The organism is Nocardioides sp. zg-DK7169, assembly GCF_013155365.1.
In the GTDB taxonomy this organism is placed as follows: domain Bacteria; phylum Actinomycetota; class Actinomycetes; order Propionibacteriales; family Nocardioidaceae; genus Nocardioides.
This window is the reverse complement of the sequence record NZ_JABJRA010000005.1, coordinates 115297-132275: the sequence shown is the minus strand read 5'-3', so window position 1 is coordinate 132275 and position 16979 is coordinate 115297. Positions and strand designations below refer to the sequence as shown.

Genomic DNA, 16979 nt, shown 5'->3' with positions numbered 1-16979 from the left:
GGTGTACTCCGCGCCCTCGCTGCTGTCCATCCCCGCAGCGTGCGCCCGCGGCCGGGAGGGTGCAAGGGTCCTGCGCCCGGGGTCAGTCCCCGTCGGGGGTGCCGTCCTCGGCCGGCCCGGTGCGGCCGCGCCCCGGGGGCAGGGCGGCGACGAGGAGGCCCAGCACCACCGCGAGCCCGATGACCGCCCAGGAGTCGGTCCACAGGAACAGGACGACGCCCGCGGTGATGCCGACGGCCGCTCCCATCGCGATCCGGACCTGCAGGGTCTCGGCGCCGGTGCGCGCGTGCTCGTCCATGACCCGCATTCTCCCCGCGGTGGACGCATCGGCGTACCCCCGGGTGCGTGGCGGGGTCAGCGCGGACGGGCGCCGTCGAGGAAGAGCGCGACCAGCCGGGCCGGCTCGTCGGCGCCGGCGGCGAGGTCGGTGGCCCGCATCAGGTGCAGGAAGGCGTTCATGAGGAACGCCGGCTCGCCGGTCAGCTCGCCGTCGGCGACGGCCGCGGCGAAGACCTCGGTCACCGGGTCGAGCACGCCGCCGACGTAGCGCCGCGAGACCCGGTCGCGGGTCTGTTCGCCGACCTGGGCGAGGGCGTCGTAGACGCGCTGCTCGAAGGAGACGCCGTTCGTCGCCGCGTGGGCCGCCGAGACGGCGCCGAGCGCGCGGAGCCGGTCCTCCAGCCCGCCGCTGCCGACGGCGGCCCGGATCCGGGCTTCCATGTCGTCGACGAAGCGCAGCGCGACCGCCTCGTAGAGGCTCTCCTTGCCCTGGGGGAAGTGGTGGTAGAGCGAGGGCTTCTGGATGCCGGCCTCGCGGGCGACGGCGCTCAGCGAGACGCCGGCGTAGCCGAGGGTGGCGAGCTGGGCGGCGAAGGCGTCCAGCACCTGGGTGCGGGTGTCGGGGGAGGTGCTCATGAGATCAGCCTACCGACCGGTCGGTAGGGAGGCGAATCGTCGTTCGGCTACCCGTCCGCGACGGCGCGCGCGGTGCTCGGCGGGGCCGCCGCTCGCTCGCGCACGGGTTCGAGGAGCCGGTCGCGGACCGCCTGGCCGCCGACTTCGTCCCCGAGTCGCAGGAGCTCTACCGCGACCGCACCGCCACCGGTGGGTGGAGCGGGTGGCGGGGCTACGTCACGACCGCCGACGACCGCCAGCTCCCTGTCGCGGTGCAGCGACGCAGCGCGGAGGTCCTCGGTGCCGCCTGGAGCGCCGAGCTCGCCACCGGGCACCTGCCGATGCTCGAGGACCCCGCCGGGCTGGTGGCCGCGATCGAGTGCTTCCGCGGCGCGCGGCCCGCCGCTGTCCCGGGGTGAGCCGGGCGCATCGTGCACTCGCCGGGGCGGGTCAGCTGGGGCAGCCGAGGCCCTGGCGGTAGCCGCGCGGCACGGTGCCCGCCGCCACCTGGTCGGCGTAGCCCCACAGCACGTCGGCGTAGCCGCCGTCGTCCGCCATCTCCCGCAGCACCGGCCAGCGCCGCGACGTCGCCAGGGCGGTGGCCGCCGCGGCGGCCCGGTCCTCGTCCCCGGCGCGGTGTGCCGCGCGGAGCTCGTCGAGCCAGGCGCAGGCCACGGCGCCGGCGACATCGGCGCCGAGGTGGTAGGGGTCGCTCTGGTCCGAGGCGATCGACCCGGGCGCGACGTCGGCGGGGAGCACGGGGTCGGCCACCGAGCCGATCCCGTGGAGGATCTCCGTGATCGCCTCGCTGTGGGCGCCGGAGGCGACGAAGCCTCCGGAGAACGTGGACTCCAGGCCGGCCTGGTCCACCAGCCGCAGGCGGGCGAGCAGCGCCTCGTAGCCGGCGCGGTCCATCCCGGTGCCCCGGACCTCCGCCCAGTGGCCCCGCTGGGGCTCGCGCATCATCGTGTGGTCGGTGGGGCCGTAGGCCCACATTCGCGCGTCGCGGCCCAGGACGACGATCGGCTCTCCGGGGGAGGGCGGGTCGGTGATGTGCTCGCGGTCGACGAGGTAGTCCTCGTAGGAGTCCTCCTCCGACCACATCACCGAGACCTCCTGGTCCGCCCCGCGCCGGTAGGTCAGCTCTGCGCTCGAGGCCTCCACCGAGGCGGTCTCCAGCATCCAGCCGGGTGCGTCGAGGACCACGCGGTAGGCCTCCCCGCTGTCACCGGGGTCGGCGCTCTCGACGGCGGTCGGCTCCGCCGTCCCGCCCGTGGTGACCTCGCCCCACCACAGCGGGGTGGCGAGCGCGGCGACGGTCGCGGCGGCCACCAGCGGCACCAGCCACCGGCTGCGGCGCGAGCGGGCGTCGGTGGCGCCGGGTGCGCCGGCCTCGTGCAGGGGTGTGCTCATGATGATCTCCTCCAGGAGCTCCTCGCGCCCGGGCGAGAGCGGCAGCGCGCCCACGGCCTCGTCGGTCAGCTTCGGGTTCATGTCGGCTCCTCCCGGTGGGCGATCGGATGTCTGGTGAGGTCATGTCCGAGCGGCTCGGGTTCGTTGCCGAGCAGCTCGCGCAGCCGGGCCCGTGCCCGGGAGAGCCGGGGTCGGACCACCACCGTGGTCAGCCCGAGCACCTCGGCGATCTCGCGCGGCTCCAGGCGCTCCCACAGGTGCAGCTCGAGCACCTCCTGGTCCCGTGCGCTGAGCCGGCGCATCGCGGCGGTCACGTCGGCGCGCTGCACCACTTCCGCGGCGGCGTCCGGCAGTGCGGCGGGCAGCTCGCGGCGCAGCCGGGCGCCGAGGTCGCTGCGCCGCCGCTCGCCGCGCCGGTGGTTGGCCAGCGTCCGGCGCGCAACGCCGTAGAGCCACGGCCGGGCCTCCTCGCCTGGAGGGACGTGCGGGAGGCGTCGCCAGGCGACCAGGAAGGTCTCCGCGGTGACGTCGGCGGCGTCCTCGGGCCGCTCGGTACGCCGCAGCGCGTAGCCGAGGACGGCGTCGAAGTACGCGGCGTACAGACGCCGGAACTCCTGCTCGCGACCCTCGGGAAACTCCCTCATGCCCCCACCATGTCCGGCACCGGGCGTGGCGTTGCGGGGCTGCTCCGACGAGGTGGCGAGAGGTCTAGGCCGGCGCCCGGACCGCCGAGGCGTCCCTCAGCGCGAGTCGGCGAACTGCTGGGTGCCGAGGACGCTCAGCAGCCGCAGCTTCTCCGCGGCCTCGCTGTGCGGGGCGGCGGTGAGGACCAGCAGCGCCTGGTGCTGGTCCTCGGTGAACAGGGCCTGGCAGTCCAGCTCGATCGGGCCGATCTCGGGGTGCAGGAGGACCTTGTGGTCGGCGAAGCGGCGCCCCACCTCGTGGCGCTCCCACAGCGCGGTGAACTCGGGGCTGCGCCGTTGCAGCTCGCGCACGATCTCGCCGGCGCGCGAGCTCGCGCCCAGGAGCCCGTACGCCGCGCGCAGGGAGGCGACCTGGGCGCGGGACTGGTGCTCGTGGTCCTCGACCGGGTACATCCGGCGCGCGTCCGTCGGGTCGGTGAACCAGCGGTAGATCTCGCTGCGCGCCAGGCCGGTGTGCACACGGGCGTCGCCGAACAGCGCCCGCGCCGGGTGGTTCTGGACCAGCGGCTCGCCCAGCACGGAGAGGATCAGCGCGGGGGTGTCGGTGAGCCGGTCGAGCACCCGCAGCAGCGCCGGGGCGACGTACTCGGTGGCCGCGACCTGGTCGGGCGCGCTGTGCCCGGCGACGCGGTAGAGGTAGTCGCGCTCCTCCGCGGAGAGCCGCAGCGCCCGGGCGAGCGCGGCGAGCATCTGGGTGCTGGGCTGCGGACCGCGCTGCTGCTCCAGGCGCGCGTAGTAGTCGGTCGACATGGTCGCCAGCAGGGCCACCTCGTCGCGGCGCAGCCCCGGCGTACGACGGCGGGCGCCGGGCGGCAGGCCGACGTCGGCGGGCTGCAGGGCGTGGCGGTGCCGGGTCAGGAAGTCGGCCAGGGCGCTGCGGTCCATCCCGAGAGTATCCGGGCTGGCCCGGGCGCGAGCCAGGGACCGGCGGTCCCTGGATGGCTGCGCTCTGGTGCGCGGTCGGAGGAGCGCGGAGCGTGGAGGGCATGAGAATCCACGCAAGCACCGTCTTCATCCCCGGCGCGACCAGCGGCATCGGCCTGGCGCTCGCCCTCCGCCTGCGAGAGCTCGGCAGCACGGTCGTCATCGGGGGCAGGCGTGGCGAGCTCCTCGACCAGCTCGCCGCCGAGCACCCCGGCCTCGGCACCGTGCAGATCGACACCGCCGACGCGAAGAGCATCGAGGCGGCTGCCGAGGAGGTCCTCGCCGCCCATCCGGACCTCGACGTGCTGGTCACGATGGCCGGCATCATGCGCGCCGAGGACTGGACCACCCCGGAGGGGTTCCTGGCCACCGCGGAGGCCACGGTCACCACCAACCTGCTCGGCCCGATCCGCCTGGTCGCGGCGTTCATCGAGCACCTGCGGTCCCGACCGGAGGCGACGATCATGACGGTCTCCTCGGGGCTGGCCTTCGTGCCGCTCGAGGTGACCCCGACCTACAACGCGACCAAGGCCGCCGTCCACCAGCTCACCGACTCGGTTCGCCTCCAGCTGGCCGGCACGAGCGTGCGGATGGTCGAGCTGGTGCCGCCGGCGGTGCGCACCGGCCTGATGCCCGGGCAGGAGACGAGCGACGTCGCGATGCCGCTCGAGGACTTCGTGGCCGAGGTGGTCGCGCTGCTCGAGGCGCATCCCGACGCCGACGAGATCCTGGTCGAGAACGTCAAGCCGCTGCGGTACGCCGAGGCGCGCGGCGTCCGCGCCGAGGTCGTCGCGTCCCTCAACAGCCGGGACCCGCACGCGCGCCAGCGATGACTTCGGGGGTGGTGGCTGGTCGGATGGGGCACGCCCGGTCACTCCCCGGGGACCACCGCCGGGCAGGAGCATGATGAGCGCGACCTACACCTTCGACGTCTTCGCCAGCCTCGACGGCTACGGCTCCTACGGCCCCGGCGGGGACTGGGGCGGCTACTGGGGCAAGCAGGGGCCGGAGCTCCTCGAGCGTCGTCGCGCCCAGTACGACGGGGACCAGCGCCTGGTGCTGGGCGCCACCACGTTCCGCGACTTCCAGCGGATGCTGGCGACCGGCGCCGACGACTCCGAGGTGCGCGACGCGTGGGTCACCGCGATGACGCGGCTGCCGACCACGGTGGTGTCCTCGACGCTGAGCGGTCCGCTCGACTGGCCCGACGCCACGGTCGCGAGCGGTGACGCCGTCGAGGTGGTCGCCCGGCTGAAGGGGGAGTCCGACGCCCCGCTGCGCTCGCACGGCAGCCTGTCGCTGAACCGCGCGCTGATGGCCGCCGGCCTGGTGGACCGGGTGCAGGTGACCCTCTTCCCGGTCCTCACCGGCCGGACCGGGACCATGCCGGTCTTCGGCGGCGCCGACGACTTCGACCTCGAGCTGCTGGAGAGCCGCACCCTCGACGGTCGGGTCCAGGAGCTGGTCTACCGCCCCACCCGGCACTGATCCTGACGAATATGCGGCATTCGTCCGCATTCGCGGGTGTCGTCGCTGTGCATAACTTCGGCCTTTCTGTGGACAGGAGCGGGGACTTGTCCACAGATTCTTCGAATGTCCCTGACGGCCTTCCAAAACCGTTCGAACACGTGTACTATTTGAGCGGTGGCAGCGCCTGATCTCGGGAGGCTCCGGTGGCCCACACGGTCGATCCCTACCTCGCCGATCTGGAGCGCCTGCACGCCGATCTCGACCGGCTGGCCGAGCGGGACCCGGTCTTCCTCCCGGTGACCACGAAGCGCCAGGCCCTGCTGATGGGGGCGCTGGCATCGTCGCGCGCGCAGGCGATCGTGGCGCGGATGATCGCGTGCGCCGACGACGTCGCGGACGCCGAGGGGCATCGCGACGTCGCGTCGTGGCTCGCCCACCGCTCGCGCGACTCGCTGACCACCACCCGGCGCGCGCAGCGGCTCGGGGTGGCGTGCGAGCGGCGCTGGCACGGCGTCGGCTCCGCCTTGGCCGAAGGTCGGCTGAGCGTCGACCAGGGGCAGGTGGTCGTGGCGGCCCTCGACGACCTGGCCTGCGCTCGTGACCTGGTGGACGCCCCGGCCGAGGAGTGGGCCGACGTCCTCAGCCGGGCGGAGGCTCACCTCGTGGAGCAGGCAGTCGACTTCGGCCCGCGGGAGCTGCGCCGGCTGGGGGAGCGGCTGCTCGAGGTGGTCGCGCCGCAGTGGGCCGATGAGCTGGAGCGGCGTCAGCTCGAGGCGGCGGAGCGTCGGGCGCGACGGCGTACGACGTTGAGCGTGCAGCACCAGGGCGACGGCACGGCGTTGATCCGGGCGCGGGTGCCCGAGGCCGTCGCACTGCGGCTGACCACGATGCTGGAGTCGTTCACCAACCCGCGCAAGGGGGACGGCGAGGCCGTGGCGGCCGACGCGGACGGCCGCCGGGTGCCCTACGAGCGGCGGCTCGGCGAGGCGTTCTGCTCCCTGATGGAGGCCCTCGACCCGGCCCGGCTTCCCCTGCACGGCGGCGACGCCACCACCCTCGTGATCACCATGGACCTCGCCACCCTCACCGCCGGCCTCGGCACCGCCACGCTCGCCGACGGCTCCCGGATCACGGCCGGCGAGGCACGGCGACTGGCCTGCACGGCGGGCCTGGTGCCCGCGGTGCTGGGCACCCGCTCGGTGCCGCTCGATCTCGGCCGAGCGACCCGGTTGTTCAGTCCCGGACAACGCAAGGCGCTCGCGATCCGCGACTCCGAGTGCCGCGCGGACGGCTGCACGATTCCCTCCACCTGGTGCGAGGCACACCACCTCACGCCCTGGTCAGCCGGCGGGAGGACCGATCTGGCGAACGCCCTCCTCCTCTGCAGCCACCACCACCATCTGATCCACGACGAGCGTTATCTCCACCAGCGGATGCCGAACGGCGACCTCCGATTCTCGAGACGGATCTAGACGAATATGGGGGACGCCAATGGCTGTCGTTTCGGTCTACCGTGCCCGCGTGAAGCGGCGTGCAGGAATTCTCGGGATCGTGTTCGTCGCCGCGCTCGCGGCCGGGTGCAATGCGGACGGTTCCGCGCCGGAAGGCAGCGACTCCGGGCCGGCGACCCTCGCCAACCCGCTCGGCACCGGCAAGCTCGACGCCGACACCGATGCCGTGCGCGATGCGCTGCTCGGCGAGATGGTGCGGGCCGGCGGCGTACGCGCCGTGGTGAGCGGCGGCCAGTACGAGACGACCATCCACCTCGCGCCGTCGTCGGCGTCGCCGTTCCGGGCCGCGCGGCGCTTCACCTGGGAGGCGGAGGGCGCCGAGCACGCGCAGCTGCAGCTGGCGGACGGCCGGGTGTGCGTGAATCGCGCGACGGGCCTCGCCGTCAAGGCATGGGGCAACAACGCGATGGGCTGGATCCAGCCGAGCCCGCGGCCCTACAGCTGCACGGAGAAGGACAGCTCCATCGGCGCCCTGGTGATCCAGGGCCTGCTTGTCCTCGACCCGGTGACCCGGTTCGCCTCGCTCCCCGGCTCGCCGATCCTGACCGACCTGGGCGTCGAGACCGGGCCCGACGGGGTGACGACGCGGCGCCTGCAGGTGCAGGGCTCCGAGGTGGGCACCGATGTCCTGGACGTCCCCACCACCTACGACCTGTGGGTCGACAGCGACCTGCGGCTGGTGCGCGCCGAGTTCAGCGGCATCGATCCGCAGCCGGGGCCCTTCGCCGCGACCTTCAGATACGGCAAGACGCCGGGCGTCGGCCTGCCGCCCGCCAGCGAGCGCGGCCCGCTCGTCTACGTCCCCGGCGTCGGCGCCGGGTCGTCCCCGGGGCTCCGGGGCACCTCGCCCGAGAGCGCGCCCGAGTAGGGCGCCGCCGCGGAGAGCTGCCCGTCCAACGCCCGCACGGCCTCGTCGACCTCCGCGGAGAGCTCGACCTCCATCGCGGGCACCAGCCCGGCCAGCTCGTCTGCCGACTCCGGCCCGACGACGGCGCTGACGACGCCGTCCTGCGCGAGCACCCACGCCAGTGCGAGGACCGCCGGATCGAGCCCGTGCTCGGCAGCGACGGCGCGGAAGGAGCCGGCGAAGCGGCGATCAGCGACGTCGGGTCCGGGGCCCTGCCACCTGGCGGAGCCGAGGTGGGTCCGGTCCTCGGTGCCCGCGGCGAGAAGTCCGCCGGCGAGCGGGCTGAAGGCGGTGACGGGGACGGCGAGGTGGCGGCAGGCGGGGAGGACCTCGGCCTCGACCTGCCGGTGTCGCGCGGAGTAGCGGACCTGGTGGACGGCGGGGCGCGGGAGGCCGAGCGCGTCGGCGCGCAGGGCGATCTCGGTGACCTGCCAGCCGGCATAGGTGGAGATGCCGTAGTGACGGATCGAGCCCTCGCGGACCAGGTCGGCGAAGGTGAGCAGCAGCTCGTCGACGGGGGTATCGGGGTCGTGGTGGTGGGCGTGCAGCACGTCGACGTGGTCGGTGCGCAGGCGGCGCAGGCTGCGTTCCAGCGCGCGGCGTACGTGCGTGCGCCCCAGGCCGCGGCCGTGCGCGCCGGGGAAGATCCGCTCGCCGACCTTGGTGCACAGCACCACCTCGTCACGGCGGGTGCCGAGGTGGCGACCGATCAGCTCCTCGGCGGACTCTCGGCGACCGGCGGCCGGAGCACCAGGCCGGTCGAAGCGGGTCTGGTCGCCGTAGGAGCTGGCGGTGTCGAGGAGGTTGAGGCCCGCGTCGAGAGCGGTGCCGAGCAGTCGGTCGACGTCCTCGGCGCGCGGGGCCACCCCGAACGTGGCGGTGCCTAGCGCGAGACGCGAGACGTGGAGGCCGGTGCTGCCGAGCGGGACCCTCACGCGGGGATGGCGATGACGGACGCGTCGAGGAGGACGTGCACGTGGCCGTCCTCGACCTTCACCTCGTAGGTCCGGATCGGCTCGGTGGCCGGGAGCGACTTGGCGGCGCCGGTGCGGATGCAGAACTTCGCGAAGTGCCACACACACTCCACCTCGCCGTCCTCGACGTAGCCCTCCGACAGGGAGGAGTCGGCATGCGAGCAGGTGTCGGCGGTCGCGAAGAACTCGCCGTCCAGGTGGTAGACGGCGATCGGCGGTCGTACCGAGTCGACCTTGTGGGCCTCGCCGTCCTCGATGTCGCTCACGGCACACACCTTCAGCCAGCTCATCGTGTTCCTCTCGTCGTTCTCGATCAGGGGTACGCCGGGGAGCCGGCTCAGCGAGCCGGCCAGTCCACGGTGGTCGGAAAGTCATCCGGGTCTGCAGGCAGCCAGCGCCCGTAGAGCAGCCGGAACTGCTGGTGGCGGTAGAACTCCGCGCCGTTGGTGCCGTGGGTGCGCTCGGCGCGCACCCGGGCCGGGCCGCCACTGGCGGTGCGTCGGCGCAGCACCCAGTGCTGGTCGTAGATGCGCTGGCTGGACCAGCGCTCGAGCAGCAGGATGTGGCGGGCGTCCTCGACCCCGCGCATCCAGGCGAACTCCTCGCAGCCCGGCTCGCGCAAGGTCTCGCGCTCGTTGGCCAGCAGTGCCGGCGCCTCTCCCTCGGGATCGGCGAAGCAGGACTGGATCACGATCCGCACCGGCCCGCGGGCCGGCCACACGATCCGGCGCGCGGCTCCCTGGGAGGCGGCGGTCCACACGCCGTCGGCGGGCGAGAAGTACTCGTGCGTGTAGGCCTCCGTGCGGACCTCGTCGCGCGCGGCCAGCTCGGCGACCAGCGAGGGCACCGTGGCGGCGGCGACGTCCGCGGCGTACGCGTCGTGGGCCGACTCGTCCTGCCACAGCTGCACCACCGCGACCTCCAGCGGGTCGCGCAGGCTGCGGTAGGCCTCGGCCTCCCGGCACCCGGGCAGGGTGCGGACGAGTCGGGCCTCCTCTGCCAGCCGCTCGTCGGCGGAGGAGGGGAGGGTCAGGCGGTGCAGGATCCGGATGGCCACGCGATGAGCCTCGAGGGAGGGGAGGCGCTCCGGCCACGAACCCGTTCCGCATGACAGAACGGCGTGCGGGACCGCAGCGGGCCGCGCCGAGTAGACGTGGTGCCATGGACCACATCACTCCGTCCTCGATCGGTCTCGTCGGCGGGGGCCTCGCCTCCTTCCGGGCCGCCGAGACGCTGCGCGAGCTCGGGTACGACGGGCGCCTGCTCCTCGTCGGGGACGAGCCGCACGCGCCGTACGACCGCCCGCCGCTGTCCAAGGACGTGCTGGTCGGGGCCGTGCCCGGTGCGCGCACCCAGCTGCTCGGCCAGGAGCGGGCGGCCGAGCTCGGGATCGAGCTGGTGCTGGGCGAGCGGGTCGCCGCCCTCGACCTCGACTGCGGCCGCCTCGAGCTCGCCTCAGGCGCCCGCCTGGACGTGGACCGGGTGCTGCTGGCCACCGGCGGGCGCGCCCGCACCCTGCCGGTGCCCGGTGCCGACCTGCCCGGGGTCACCGGACTGCGCACGATCGATGACGCCGAGCGACTGCGGGCGCTGCTCGCCAGGGGCGGACCCGTGGTCGTCGTCGGCGGTGGCTTCGTCGGCCTGGAGGTCGCGGCCTCGGCGCGCGCCCTCGGTTGCGAGGTCACGGTCGTGGAGGCTGCCGCGCGGCTGCTCGCGCGGGTGCTGCCCCCGCCCGCCGCGGAGGAGGTCGCGGCCGCCCACCGCGCGTCCGGCGTACGCCTCGAGCTCGGTGCCGCCGTCAGCGAGGTCGTCGGCGACGACCGGGTCCGCGAGGTGGTGCTGGCCGACGGGCGCAGGCTGCCTGCGTCCTGCGTCGTGGTCGGGATCGGGATGGAGCCGGCCGACGAGCTGGCCCGCGACGCGGGGCTCGCGGTCGGCGACGGGGTGCTCACCGACGCTTCCGCGACGACCTCGCACCCGCACGTGCTCGCCGCCGGCGACGTCGCCTCCTCGCCCGACCCCTGGTACGGCGGGCGGGTGCGGGTCGAGCAGTGGCAGAGCGCCCAGACCCAGGGCGTGGCGGCAGCGCACACCATGCTCGGACGCGAGCCGGCCGCGCCCCCGGTGCCGTGGTTCTGGTCCGACCAGGGCGACCTGCGCCTGCAGGTGGCCGGCGTGCCCGCGGCGGGTGAGCGGGTCGTGGAGCGCACGGGCGGCGGACGCAGCTGGTTCCACCTCGACGCCGCCGGCCGGCTGGTCGGCGTGGTGTCGGTGCAGCGGGTGAAGGACGTGCGTGGCGCGATGAGCCTGATCGAGGCCGGGGTGGTCGTCGAGGACGACCTGCTGGCCGACGAGACGCAGGACCTGCGCCGCCTGGCCCGGTCGCTGGCGAAGGCCTGAGACAGCGAGAGCCCCGGACCATCACGGTCCGGGGCTCCTCGCTGCGGTGCAACTTCGGTCAGAAGACCCTGCGTCGCGTACCGCCCATCGGCACGAGGTTGAGGATCAGTCCGACGACGATCAGGATCGCGCCGATCGTGGTGAGGACCGGGATGCTCGCCACGAGGCCGATGATCAGCAGGATAAGTCCGAGGACAACCATGTCGTACTCCCTCTTCTAGGTGATGGACGACCGTTAACCGGACGTTCGCAATTGCAAACGTCCACAGTTCCCGGACACCGGGGAGAGCCTGGTCACGCTCCCAGCGCGAGGACCGCCTCGTGGATGCTGAGCGTGCGTCGCGCGGACTCGACGTGCAGGTTCTCCACCATCCGGCCCTGGTAGGTCACCACGCCGGCCCCCTGGCCGTCCTCCCAGGCCTGGATCAGCCCGCGGGCGTCCTCCACGGCCTGCGCCGAGGGCGCGAACGCCTCGTTGGCGCCGGCGACCTGGCCAGGGTGGACGAGGGTCTTGCCGTCGAAGCCCATCTCGCGGCCCTGCCGGCACTCCGCGAGGAAGCCGTCGAGGTCCTTCACGTCGTTGTAGACGCCGTCGAGGATCGCGATCCCGGCGGCGCGGGCGGCCAGCAGGGCGGTGTGCAGCGAGGGCAGGATCGGCGCGCGGCCGGGCACGTGCTCGGCGTAGAGCTCCTTGACCAGGTCGTTGGTGCCGATCACGAACGCCGTGAGCCGATCCGAGGCGCGCGCGATGGAGAGCACGTCGAGGATCGCCACGGGCGTCTCGATCATCGCCCAGAGCTTGGTGTGCTCCGGCGCCCCGGCGCGCTCCATGGCCGCCACGAGCTGCTTGACCTCGGCGGCGCTGTTGACCTTCGGGACGACGATCGCGGCCGGGCCGGCCTGCGCGGCGGCGGTGAGGTCGGCGTGGTGCCAGTCGGTGCCGAGGCCGTTGACGCGGATCGTGACGGTGCGACGTCCGTACTCGCCCGAGGCCACGGCGGCGCAGGCCGCCTCGCGGGCCGCCTCCTTGGCGTCGGGGGAGACGGCGTCCTCGAGATCGAGGATCAAGGCGTCGCAGGGGATCGACTTGGCCTTCTCGAGGGCGCGCGCGTTGGAGCCCGGCATGTAGAGCACCGAGCGCAGCGGGGTGTAGGTCTCGCTCGTCATCTCAGTCCTCCAGCTCGATCGCGTCGTAGGCCTTCTTCAGCTCCGGGTCGACGGCAGCCAGCTGCTCGGCCAGCTCCACCATCACCAGGCACTGCTTGAGGGAGGCGTCGTCCTCCATCTTCCCGTCCAGCATCACCGCGCCGGTGCCGTCGCCCATCGCCTTGGCGACCCGGCGGGCGTGGGTGACGTCCTCGACGCTGGGGGAGAAGACGCGGTTGGCGATCGCGATCTGCTTGGGGTGCAGGCTCCAGGTGCCGACGCAGCCGAGCAGGAAGGCGTTGCGGAACTGGTCCTCGCAGGCCACCACGTCGGTGATGTCGCCGAACGGGCCGTAGTAGGGGTAGATCCCGTGCGTCGCGCAGGCGTCGACCATCCGCGCGATCGTGTAGTGCCACAGGTCCTGCTGGTACGTCGTGCGCGGGCCGTCGATGTCGCCGCCGACCGGGTCCTGCCGCACCAGGTAGCCGGGGTGGCCGCCGCCGACGCGGGTGGTCTTCATCCGGCGGTCCGCGGCGAGGTCGGCCGGGCCGAGGGAGAGGCCCTGCATGCGCGGGGAGGCCCCGCAGATCTCCTCGACGTTGGCCACGCCGCGGGCGGTCTCGAGGATCGCGTGGACCAGGATCGGGCGGGTCAGCCCGGCCTTCGCCTCGAGCTGGGCGAGCAGCCGGTCGACGTAGTGGATGTCCTCGGCGCCCTGCACCTTCGGCACCATGATCACGTCGAGCTTGTCGCCGATCGCCGGCACCAGGGTGGTCAGGTCGTCGAGCGCCCAGGGGCTGTCGAGGGAGTTGATCCGGGTCCACAGCTGGGTGGGGCCGAAGTCAGTACTGCGGGCGATCTCGACCAGGCCCTCGCGCGCGGCCAGCTTGTTGTCGGCCTTGACGGCGTCCTCGAGGTTGCCCAGCAGCACGTCGACGGTGCCGACCATGTCGGGCACCTTCGCGGCCATCTTGGGGTTGCTCGGATCGAAGAAGTGGATGGCCCGGCTCGGCCGCGCCGGCACCTCGCGCAGCGGCTCGGGGGCACCGACGGCCAGGGGTCGGAAGAAGTCCTTGGGACTCTGGGTGCTCGACATGGCGGCGAACGTAGCAGCGGGGGGCTACCGGCCGGTATGAGGCATGTCTCGCTGCCGCGGGCGGGTCCGTCGCCGGTCTGGTCCGCTGCCCTCAGCGGCGCCGGGAGCGCTGCCACCAGCGCCTGCGCGGCCGGTCGGGGCCGTCCTCTCGGCTCGCGGGCCGGGCGGGTCGCCGAGCGGCACGTCGCTCGGCCCAGGCGACGACCTCGGCCTCCACGTCGCGGGGCATGGTGATCAACGGCGGGCCCTCCGGGAGGCGGTAGCGCGCCGCGACCACCCGGGAGTTGAAGTCCTCGAGGTGCTCGCGGACCTGCTGCTCGGTGGCGAGGCCGTCGAGGTGCTCGTCGAGGGCGGCGTCCTCCCTGCGCAGCTCGACGCTGAACGGGAGCACGACCACCCGCTCACGCTCGATCAGCCCCTTGAGCCACCAGTCCGGGTCGTGCTCGGTGCCGAGCCCTTCGATCGGGCGCCCGGCGCCGGGGAGGTCGTCGAAGTCGCCGCGGTCCATCGCACGACGTACCTGGAGGTCGACCCAGGTCTGCTGCTGCGTGACGCGGGCACGCGCGGCCGCCTGCTCCTCCTCGCGTGACAGCGGCCGCTGCTCCGGGGCGGGGCGGTCGGGGGTGGCGTCGTCATGCTCGGGCTCGGTCCCGGTCATGGCACCGATCCTAGGTCGGGGGTCAGACCCCGGCGGGGGTCTCGGGCAGTGCGCGGGACTCACCCGCGTCGGCCGCGACCTGGCGCGGCAGCGCGAGCAGCACCAGCGCGGCGAGCAGCGCGGCGCCGGCGCAGACGGCCCAGACGGTGAGGTAGCCCGAGAACGGCGCCTTGCCCTCGTCGGGACCCTCCAGCGACCCGGTCGCGGTGAGCGCGATCGCGAACACCGCCGAGGCGATGGCGCCGCCGATCGTCTTGGTCGCGTTGGTCATGCCGGTGGCGAAGCCGGTGCGCTCGGGGGGCGCCGCGGCGGCCGCGGTCGCGGGCAGGGCGGCGACCAGGCCACCCGAGCCGATGCCGATGATCGCCATGTTGGTCAGCCCCTGGGCGGTGGTGTCGTGCAGCACCAGCCACATCGCGTAGCCCAGCGCCACCAGCAGCGCGGAGAGCACCAGCGCGCCGCGCGGGCCGCACAGCCGGGTGGTCAGCGGCAGCCCGAGTGCGCCGACGGCCATGCACAGCACGTAGACGCCGATCAGGGTGGAGACGAACGCCGAGGACGCCCCGAGGCCGTAGCCGGCCAGGTCCGGGTCGGTCTGGGCGAAGGTGGACAGCGGGATCTGCGCCCCGAGCACCGACATGCCGAACAGGAACGCGGTCAGCTGCACCGGCCACTGCCCCGGCGTGGCCAGCAGGCGCACGTCGACCAGCGGCTCGGCCAGGCGGCTCTCCAGGCGGGCGAACGGCACCAGCATCGCCAGGCCGGCCAGCACCAGCAGCCAGGCCGGGACGCTGTCGGCGCCGTCCAGGCGCACCAGCACCAACCCGCCCATCGCCAGCCCGATCGCGGCGGTGATCAGGCCCAGGCCGTGCCAGTCGATGCCGCCGGAGGCCAGGCCGGGGGTGTCCTCGACACCCCACCAGATCAGCGCCAGGCAGGCGGTGACCGCGATCGCCGGCAGCATCAGCAGCGTCGTCATCGAGAGCCGCTCGACCAGCAGGCCCGAGGTCAGCGCCGCCACGATCACCGAGACCTCGAGGGCGCCGACCAGGATCGCGGCGGCCCGGCGGGTCAGCAGCGCCTGGCGCCCGGAGCCCGCCGTACGCCGGTAGATGATCGCGACCTCGATCGGCAGCCACACGACGTACGCGCCCTGGACGGCCCAAGCGATGAGGAAGGTGGAGAAGCCCGGTGCCAGGGCCAGGCCCCAGGAGCCGACCGCGGTGACGAGGGTGGAGAGGAGGAGCACCTTCTTGTGCCCGACCAGGTCGCCGAGCCGGGCGAGCAGCGGCATGCAGAGCGCGGAGACGATCAGCTGGGCGGCCTCGAACCAGTTGATGTCGCCCTCGGCGATGGAGAGGTGCTCGGCGATCTGGGGATAGATCGGGGTGTAGTAGCCCTGCAGCACCCCGCTCGCGACCTCGACGCAGACGAGGAACCCGACGACGGCGGCCAGGCCGTGCACCGGGGTGAGGGAGCGCGACGGCGTGGGCGTGCTCATGCGGGCAGCCTCTCGATCAGGAGCCGGTACCAGTCGATGCCGTCGAGGAACGCCTCGACGCCGAGGTGCTCGTCGACGGTGTGGATGGACTGGCGCTGGGCCTTGGTCATGCGGAACGGCGCGAAGCGGTAGACGCGCTCGCAGATGGCGGTGAAGTGGCGCGCGTCGGTGGCCGCCATCACGACGTACGGCGCGGGGACGGCGTCGGGGAAGAGGTCGGTGATGGTCCGCTCGATCAGCGCGAACGCCGCGTCGTCGGTGGGCGAGACGGGGGTCGGCTCGCCGGCCTCGAGCAGGTCGATGTGGACCTGCTCGTCGCGCACCGCCCGGCGCACGTGGTCCAGCACCCCGGCGACCGAGTCGCCGATGGCCACGCGGGCGTTGACCCCGGCCGTGGCGGTCGCGGCCAGCACGTTGATCGCGGGGCTGGCGGACAACGTGGTGACCGCGAACGTGGTGCGCGCCATCGCGGCGGGCTCGGGCCCGGCGGCCAGGATCGCGCGGGTCAGCAGCGGGCGGACCTTGGCGGCGTTGGCCATCACCGGGCGCAGCGCGGCGGGGGCGTGCGCGGCGAGGCGGCGGAACAGCTCGACGGTGGGGTCCGGCAGCCGGGCCGGCATCGGCGAGCGCTCCAGGCGGGTGATCGCGCGGGCCAGCCGGGCGGTCGGGCCGTTGCGGGCGGGGGTCGAGGCGTGGCCTCCGGGGCCCTCGACACGCAGCGCGAAGGAGGTGACGCCCTTCTCCGCGACGCCGACGACGCCGACCGGCGCGCCGACCCCGGGGAACGCCTCGCTGGCGACGGCGCCGCCCTCGTCGATCACCATCCAGGGGCGCACGCCGCGGCGGCGCAGCTCCTCGACGGCCATCGGGGCGGCCTGGCCGAAGACCTCCTCGTCGCAGCCGAAGCTGAGCCACACGTCCTGGGCGGGGACGTGGCCGCGCTCCAGGAGGGTCTCGACGGCCTCGCAGATCGCGGCCAGCGAGCCCTTGTCGTCCAGGGTGCCGCGGCCCCAGATCGCGCCGTCCACGATCGCGCCGGAGAACGGCGGGTGGGTCCACTCGCCCTCCACCGGCACGACGTCGAGGTGGGCCATCAGCACCAGCGGCCGGGTGTCGGCGGTGCCGGGCCAGCGGAACAGCAGCCCGTGGGTGTGGATCCGGGTCAGCTCGAGGCGCTCGTGGACCAGCGGGAACTGGCGGGCGAGCTCGTCGAGGAGCTCCTCGAAGCGCGCGGTGTCGACGGCGGCGGGATCGGGGTGGCTGACCGTCGGGATCCGGACGAGTGCCTGCAGCTTGGCGACGGCGCGCTCACGCGTGCCGTCCTCGGGGGCGACCATGCCCGCAGGCTAGGGGCATGGCCGCCCGCGCGGGGTGGGCCTGC

General features: G+C 73.9%; 20 protein-coding genes. 6 read left to right on the top strand and 14 right to left on the bottom strand.

Features of this window, described 5'->3' with window-relative positions; translation table 11 throughout:
• Positions 1–82 precede the first annotated feature (82 nt).
• Positions 83–298: a hypothetical protein gene (locus tag HOQ23_RS20855; protein ID WP_253945412.1), complete on the bottom strand. Its 216-nt coding sequence runs from the start codon at positions 296–298 to the stop codon at positions 83–85.
• A 56-nt stretch (positions 299–354) separates the two neighbouring features.
• On the bottom strand, positions 355–915 hold the full coding sequence (locus HOQ23_RS09520; RefSeq protein ID WP_172214117.1) for a TetR/AcrR family transcriptional regulator: 561 nt from the start codon (positions 913–915) through the stop codon (positions 355–357).
• 251 nt (positions 916–1166) lie between these two features.
• Here HOQ23_RS09520 and HOQ23_RS09515 point away from each other — a divergent pair, with 251 nt between their 5' ends.
• Positions 1167–1313: a hypothetical protein gene (locus HOQ23_RS09515; protein WP_172214116.1), complete on the top strand. Its 147-nt coding sequence runs from the start codon at positions 1167–1169 to the stop codon at positions 1311–1313.
• A gap of 31 nt (positions 1314–1344) precedes the next feature.
• Here the strand turns inward: HOQ23_RS09515 and HOQ23_RS09510 are convergent, their stop codons facing one another.
• The 3 genes from HOQ23_RS09510 to HOQ23_RS09500 all read right to left on the bottom strand — a co-directional run bounded on the left by HOQ23_RS09510 (position 1345) and on the right by HOQ23_RS09500 (position 3896).
• Positions 1345–2388, bottom strand: coding sequence for a hypothetical protein (locus HOQ23_RS09510; RefSeq protein WP_172214114.1), 1044 nt, complete (start codon positions 2386–2388; stop codon positions 1345–1347).
• A complete protein-coding gene (locus HOQ23_RS09505; protein WP_172214113.1) occupies positions 2385–2951 on the bottom strand; it encodes an RNA polymerase sigma factor in 567 nt (188 codons plus the stop codon). The genes HOQ23_RS09510 and HOQ23_RS09505 overlap by 4 nt, the downstream gene beginning before the upstream one ends.
• Before the next feature lie 96 nt (positions 2952–3047).
• Positions 3048–3896, bottom strand: coding sequence for a helix-turn-helix domain-containing protein (locus tag HOQ23_RS09500; protein ID WP_172214112.1), 849 nt, complete (start codon positions 3894–3896; stop codon positions 3048–3050).
• 101 nt (positions 3897–3997) lie between these two features.
• Between HOQ23_RS09500 and HOQ23_RS09495 the strand changes: the two genes are divergently transcribed.
• The 4 genes from HOQ23_RS09495 to HOQ23_RS09480 all read left to right on the top strand — a co-directional run bounded on the left by HOQ23_RS09495 (position 3998) and on the right by HOQ23_RS09480 (position 7784).
• On the top strand, positions 3998–4768 hold the full coding sequence (locus HOQ23_RS09495) for an SDR family oxidoreductase (protein ID WP_172214111.1): 771 nt from the start codon (positions 3998–4000) through the stop codon (positions 4766–4768).
• A 73-nt stretch (positions 4769–4841) separates the two neighbouring features.
• On the top strand, positions 4842–5423 hold the full coding sequence (locus HOQ23_RS09490; protein ID WP_172214110.1) for a dihydrofolate reductase family protein: 582 nt from the start codon (positions 4842–4844) through the stop codon (positions 5421–5423).
• Positions 5424–5608: 185 nt separating this feature from the next.
• Positions 5609–6877, top strand: a complete 1269-nt coding sequence (locus HOQ23_RS09485) for an HNH endonuclease signature motif containing protein (protein WP_172214109.1) — start codon at positions 5609–5611, stop codon at positions 6875–6877.
• 49 nt (positions 6878–6926) lie between these two features.
• Entirely contained in the window at positions 6927–7784 is an 858-nt protein-coding gene (locus HOQ23_RS09480; protein ID WP_172214108.1) for a hypothetical protein, read from the top strand.
• Here the strand turns inward: HOQ23_RS09480 and HOQ23_RS09475 are convergent.
• The 3 genes from HOQ23_RS09475 to HOQ23_RS09465 are packed head-to-tail and all read right to left on the bottom strand — an operon-like array spanning position 7712 to position 9854.
• A complete protein-coding gene (locus HOQ23_RS09475) occupies positions 7712–8758 on the bottom strand; it encodes an aldo/keto reductase (RefSeq protein ID WP_172214107.1) in 1047 nt (348 codons plus the stop codon). The two genes, HOQ23_RS09480 and HOQ23_RS09475, sit on opposite strands and share 73 nt — an antisense overlap.
• The gene (locus tag HOQ23_RS09470; protein ID WP_172214106.1) at positions 8755–9087 is read right to left on the bottom strand and encodes a bifunctional 3-phenylpropionate/cinnamic acid dioxygenase ferredoxin subunit; all 333 of its coding nucleotides are present in this window, start codon (positions 9085–9087) and stop codon (positions 8755–8757) included. The genes HOQ23_RS09475 and HOQ23_RS09470 overlap by 4 nt, the downstream gene beginning before the upstream one ends.
• A 47-nt stretch (positions 9088–9134) precedes the next feature.
• Positions 9135–9854 (bottom strand): antibiotic biosynthesis monooxygenase, encoded by a 720-nt coding sequence (locus HOQ23_RS09465; RefSeq protein WP_172214105.1) that lies wholly within the window; start codon positions 9852–9854, stop codon positions 9135–9137.
• A 104-nt stretch (positions 9855–9958) separates the two neighbouring features.
• On the opposite strand from HOQ23_RS09465, the gene HOQ23_RS09460 reads away from it, so the two are divergent.
• On the top strand, positions 9959–11197 hold the full coding sequence (locus HOQ23_RS09460) for an NAD(P)/FAD-dependent oxidoreductase (protein ID WP_172214104.1): 1239 nt from the start codon (positions 9959–9961) through the stop codon (positions 11195–11197).
• Positions 11198–11255: 58 nt separating this feature from the next.
• On the opposite strand, the gene HOQ23_RS09455 is transcribed toward HOQ23_RS09460, so the two are convergent.
• From HOQ23_RS09455 to HOQ23_RS09430, 6 genes are all read right to left on the bottom strand, one after another.
• Positions 11256–11399, bottom strand: a complete 144-nt coding sequence (locus HOQ23_RS09455) for a hypothetical protein (protein ID WP_172214102.1) — start codon at positions 11397–11399, stop codon at positions 11256–11258.
• 92 nt (positions 11400–11491) lie between these two features.
• A complete protein-coding gene (locus tag HOQ23_RS09450; protein ID WP_172214100.1) occupies positions 11492–12364 on the bottom strand; it encodes a CoA ester lyase in 873 nt (290 codons plus the stop codon).
• A gap of 1 nt (position 12365) precedes the next feature.
• Positions 12366–13439 (bottom strand): CoA ester lyase, encoded by a 1074-nt coding sequence (locus HOQ23_RS09445; protein ID WP_172214098.1) that lies wholly within the window; start codon positions 13437–13439, stop codon positions 12366–12368.
• 91 nt (positions 13440–13530) lie between these two features.
• Positions 13531–14097, bottom strand: a complete 567-nt coding sequence (locus HOQ23_RS09440) for a DUF1992 domain-containing protein (protein WP_172214096.1) — start codon at positions 14095–14097, stop codon at positions 13531–13533.
• 22 nt (positions 14098–14119) lie between these two features.
• Positions 14120–15598 (bottom strand): MFS transporter, encoded by a 1479-nt coding sequence (locus HOQ23_RS09435; protein ID WP_172214094.1) that lies wholly within the window; start codon positions 15596–15598, stop codon positions 14120–14122.
• Positions 15595–16935: a M20/M25/M40 family metallo-hydrolase gene (locus HOQ23_RS09430; protein WP_172214092.1), complete on the bottom strand. Its 1341-nt coding sequence runs from the start codon at positions 16933–16935 to the stop codon at positions 15595–15597. Before HOQ23_RS09430 ends, HOQ23_RS09435 begins: the two co-directional genes overlap by 4 nt.
• Positions 16936–16979 lie beyond the last annotated feature (44 nt).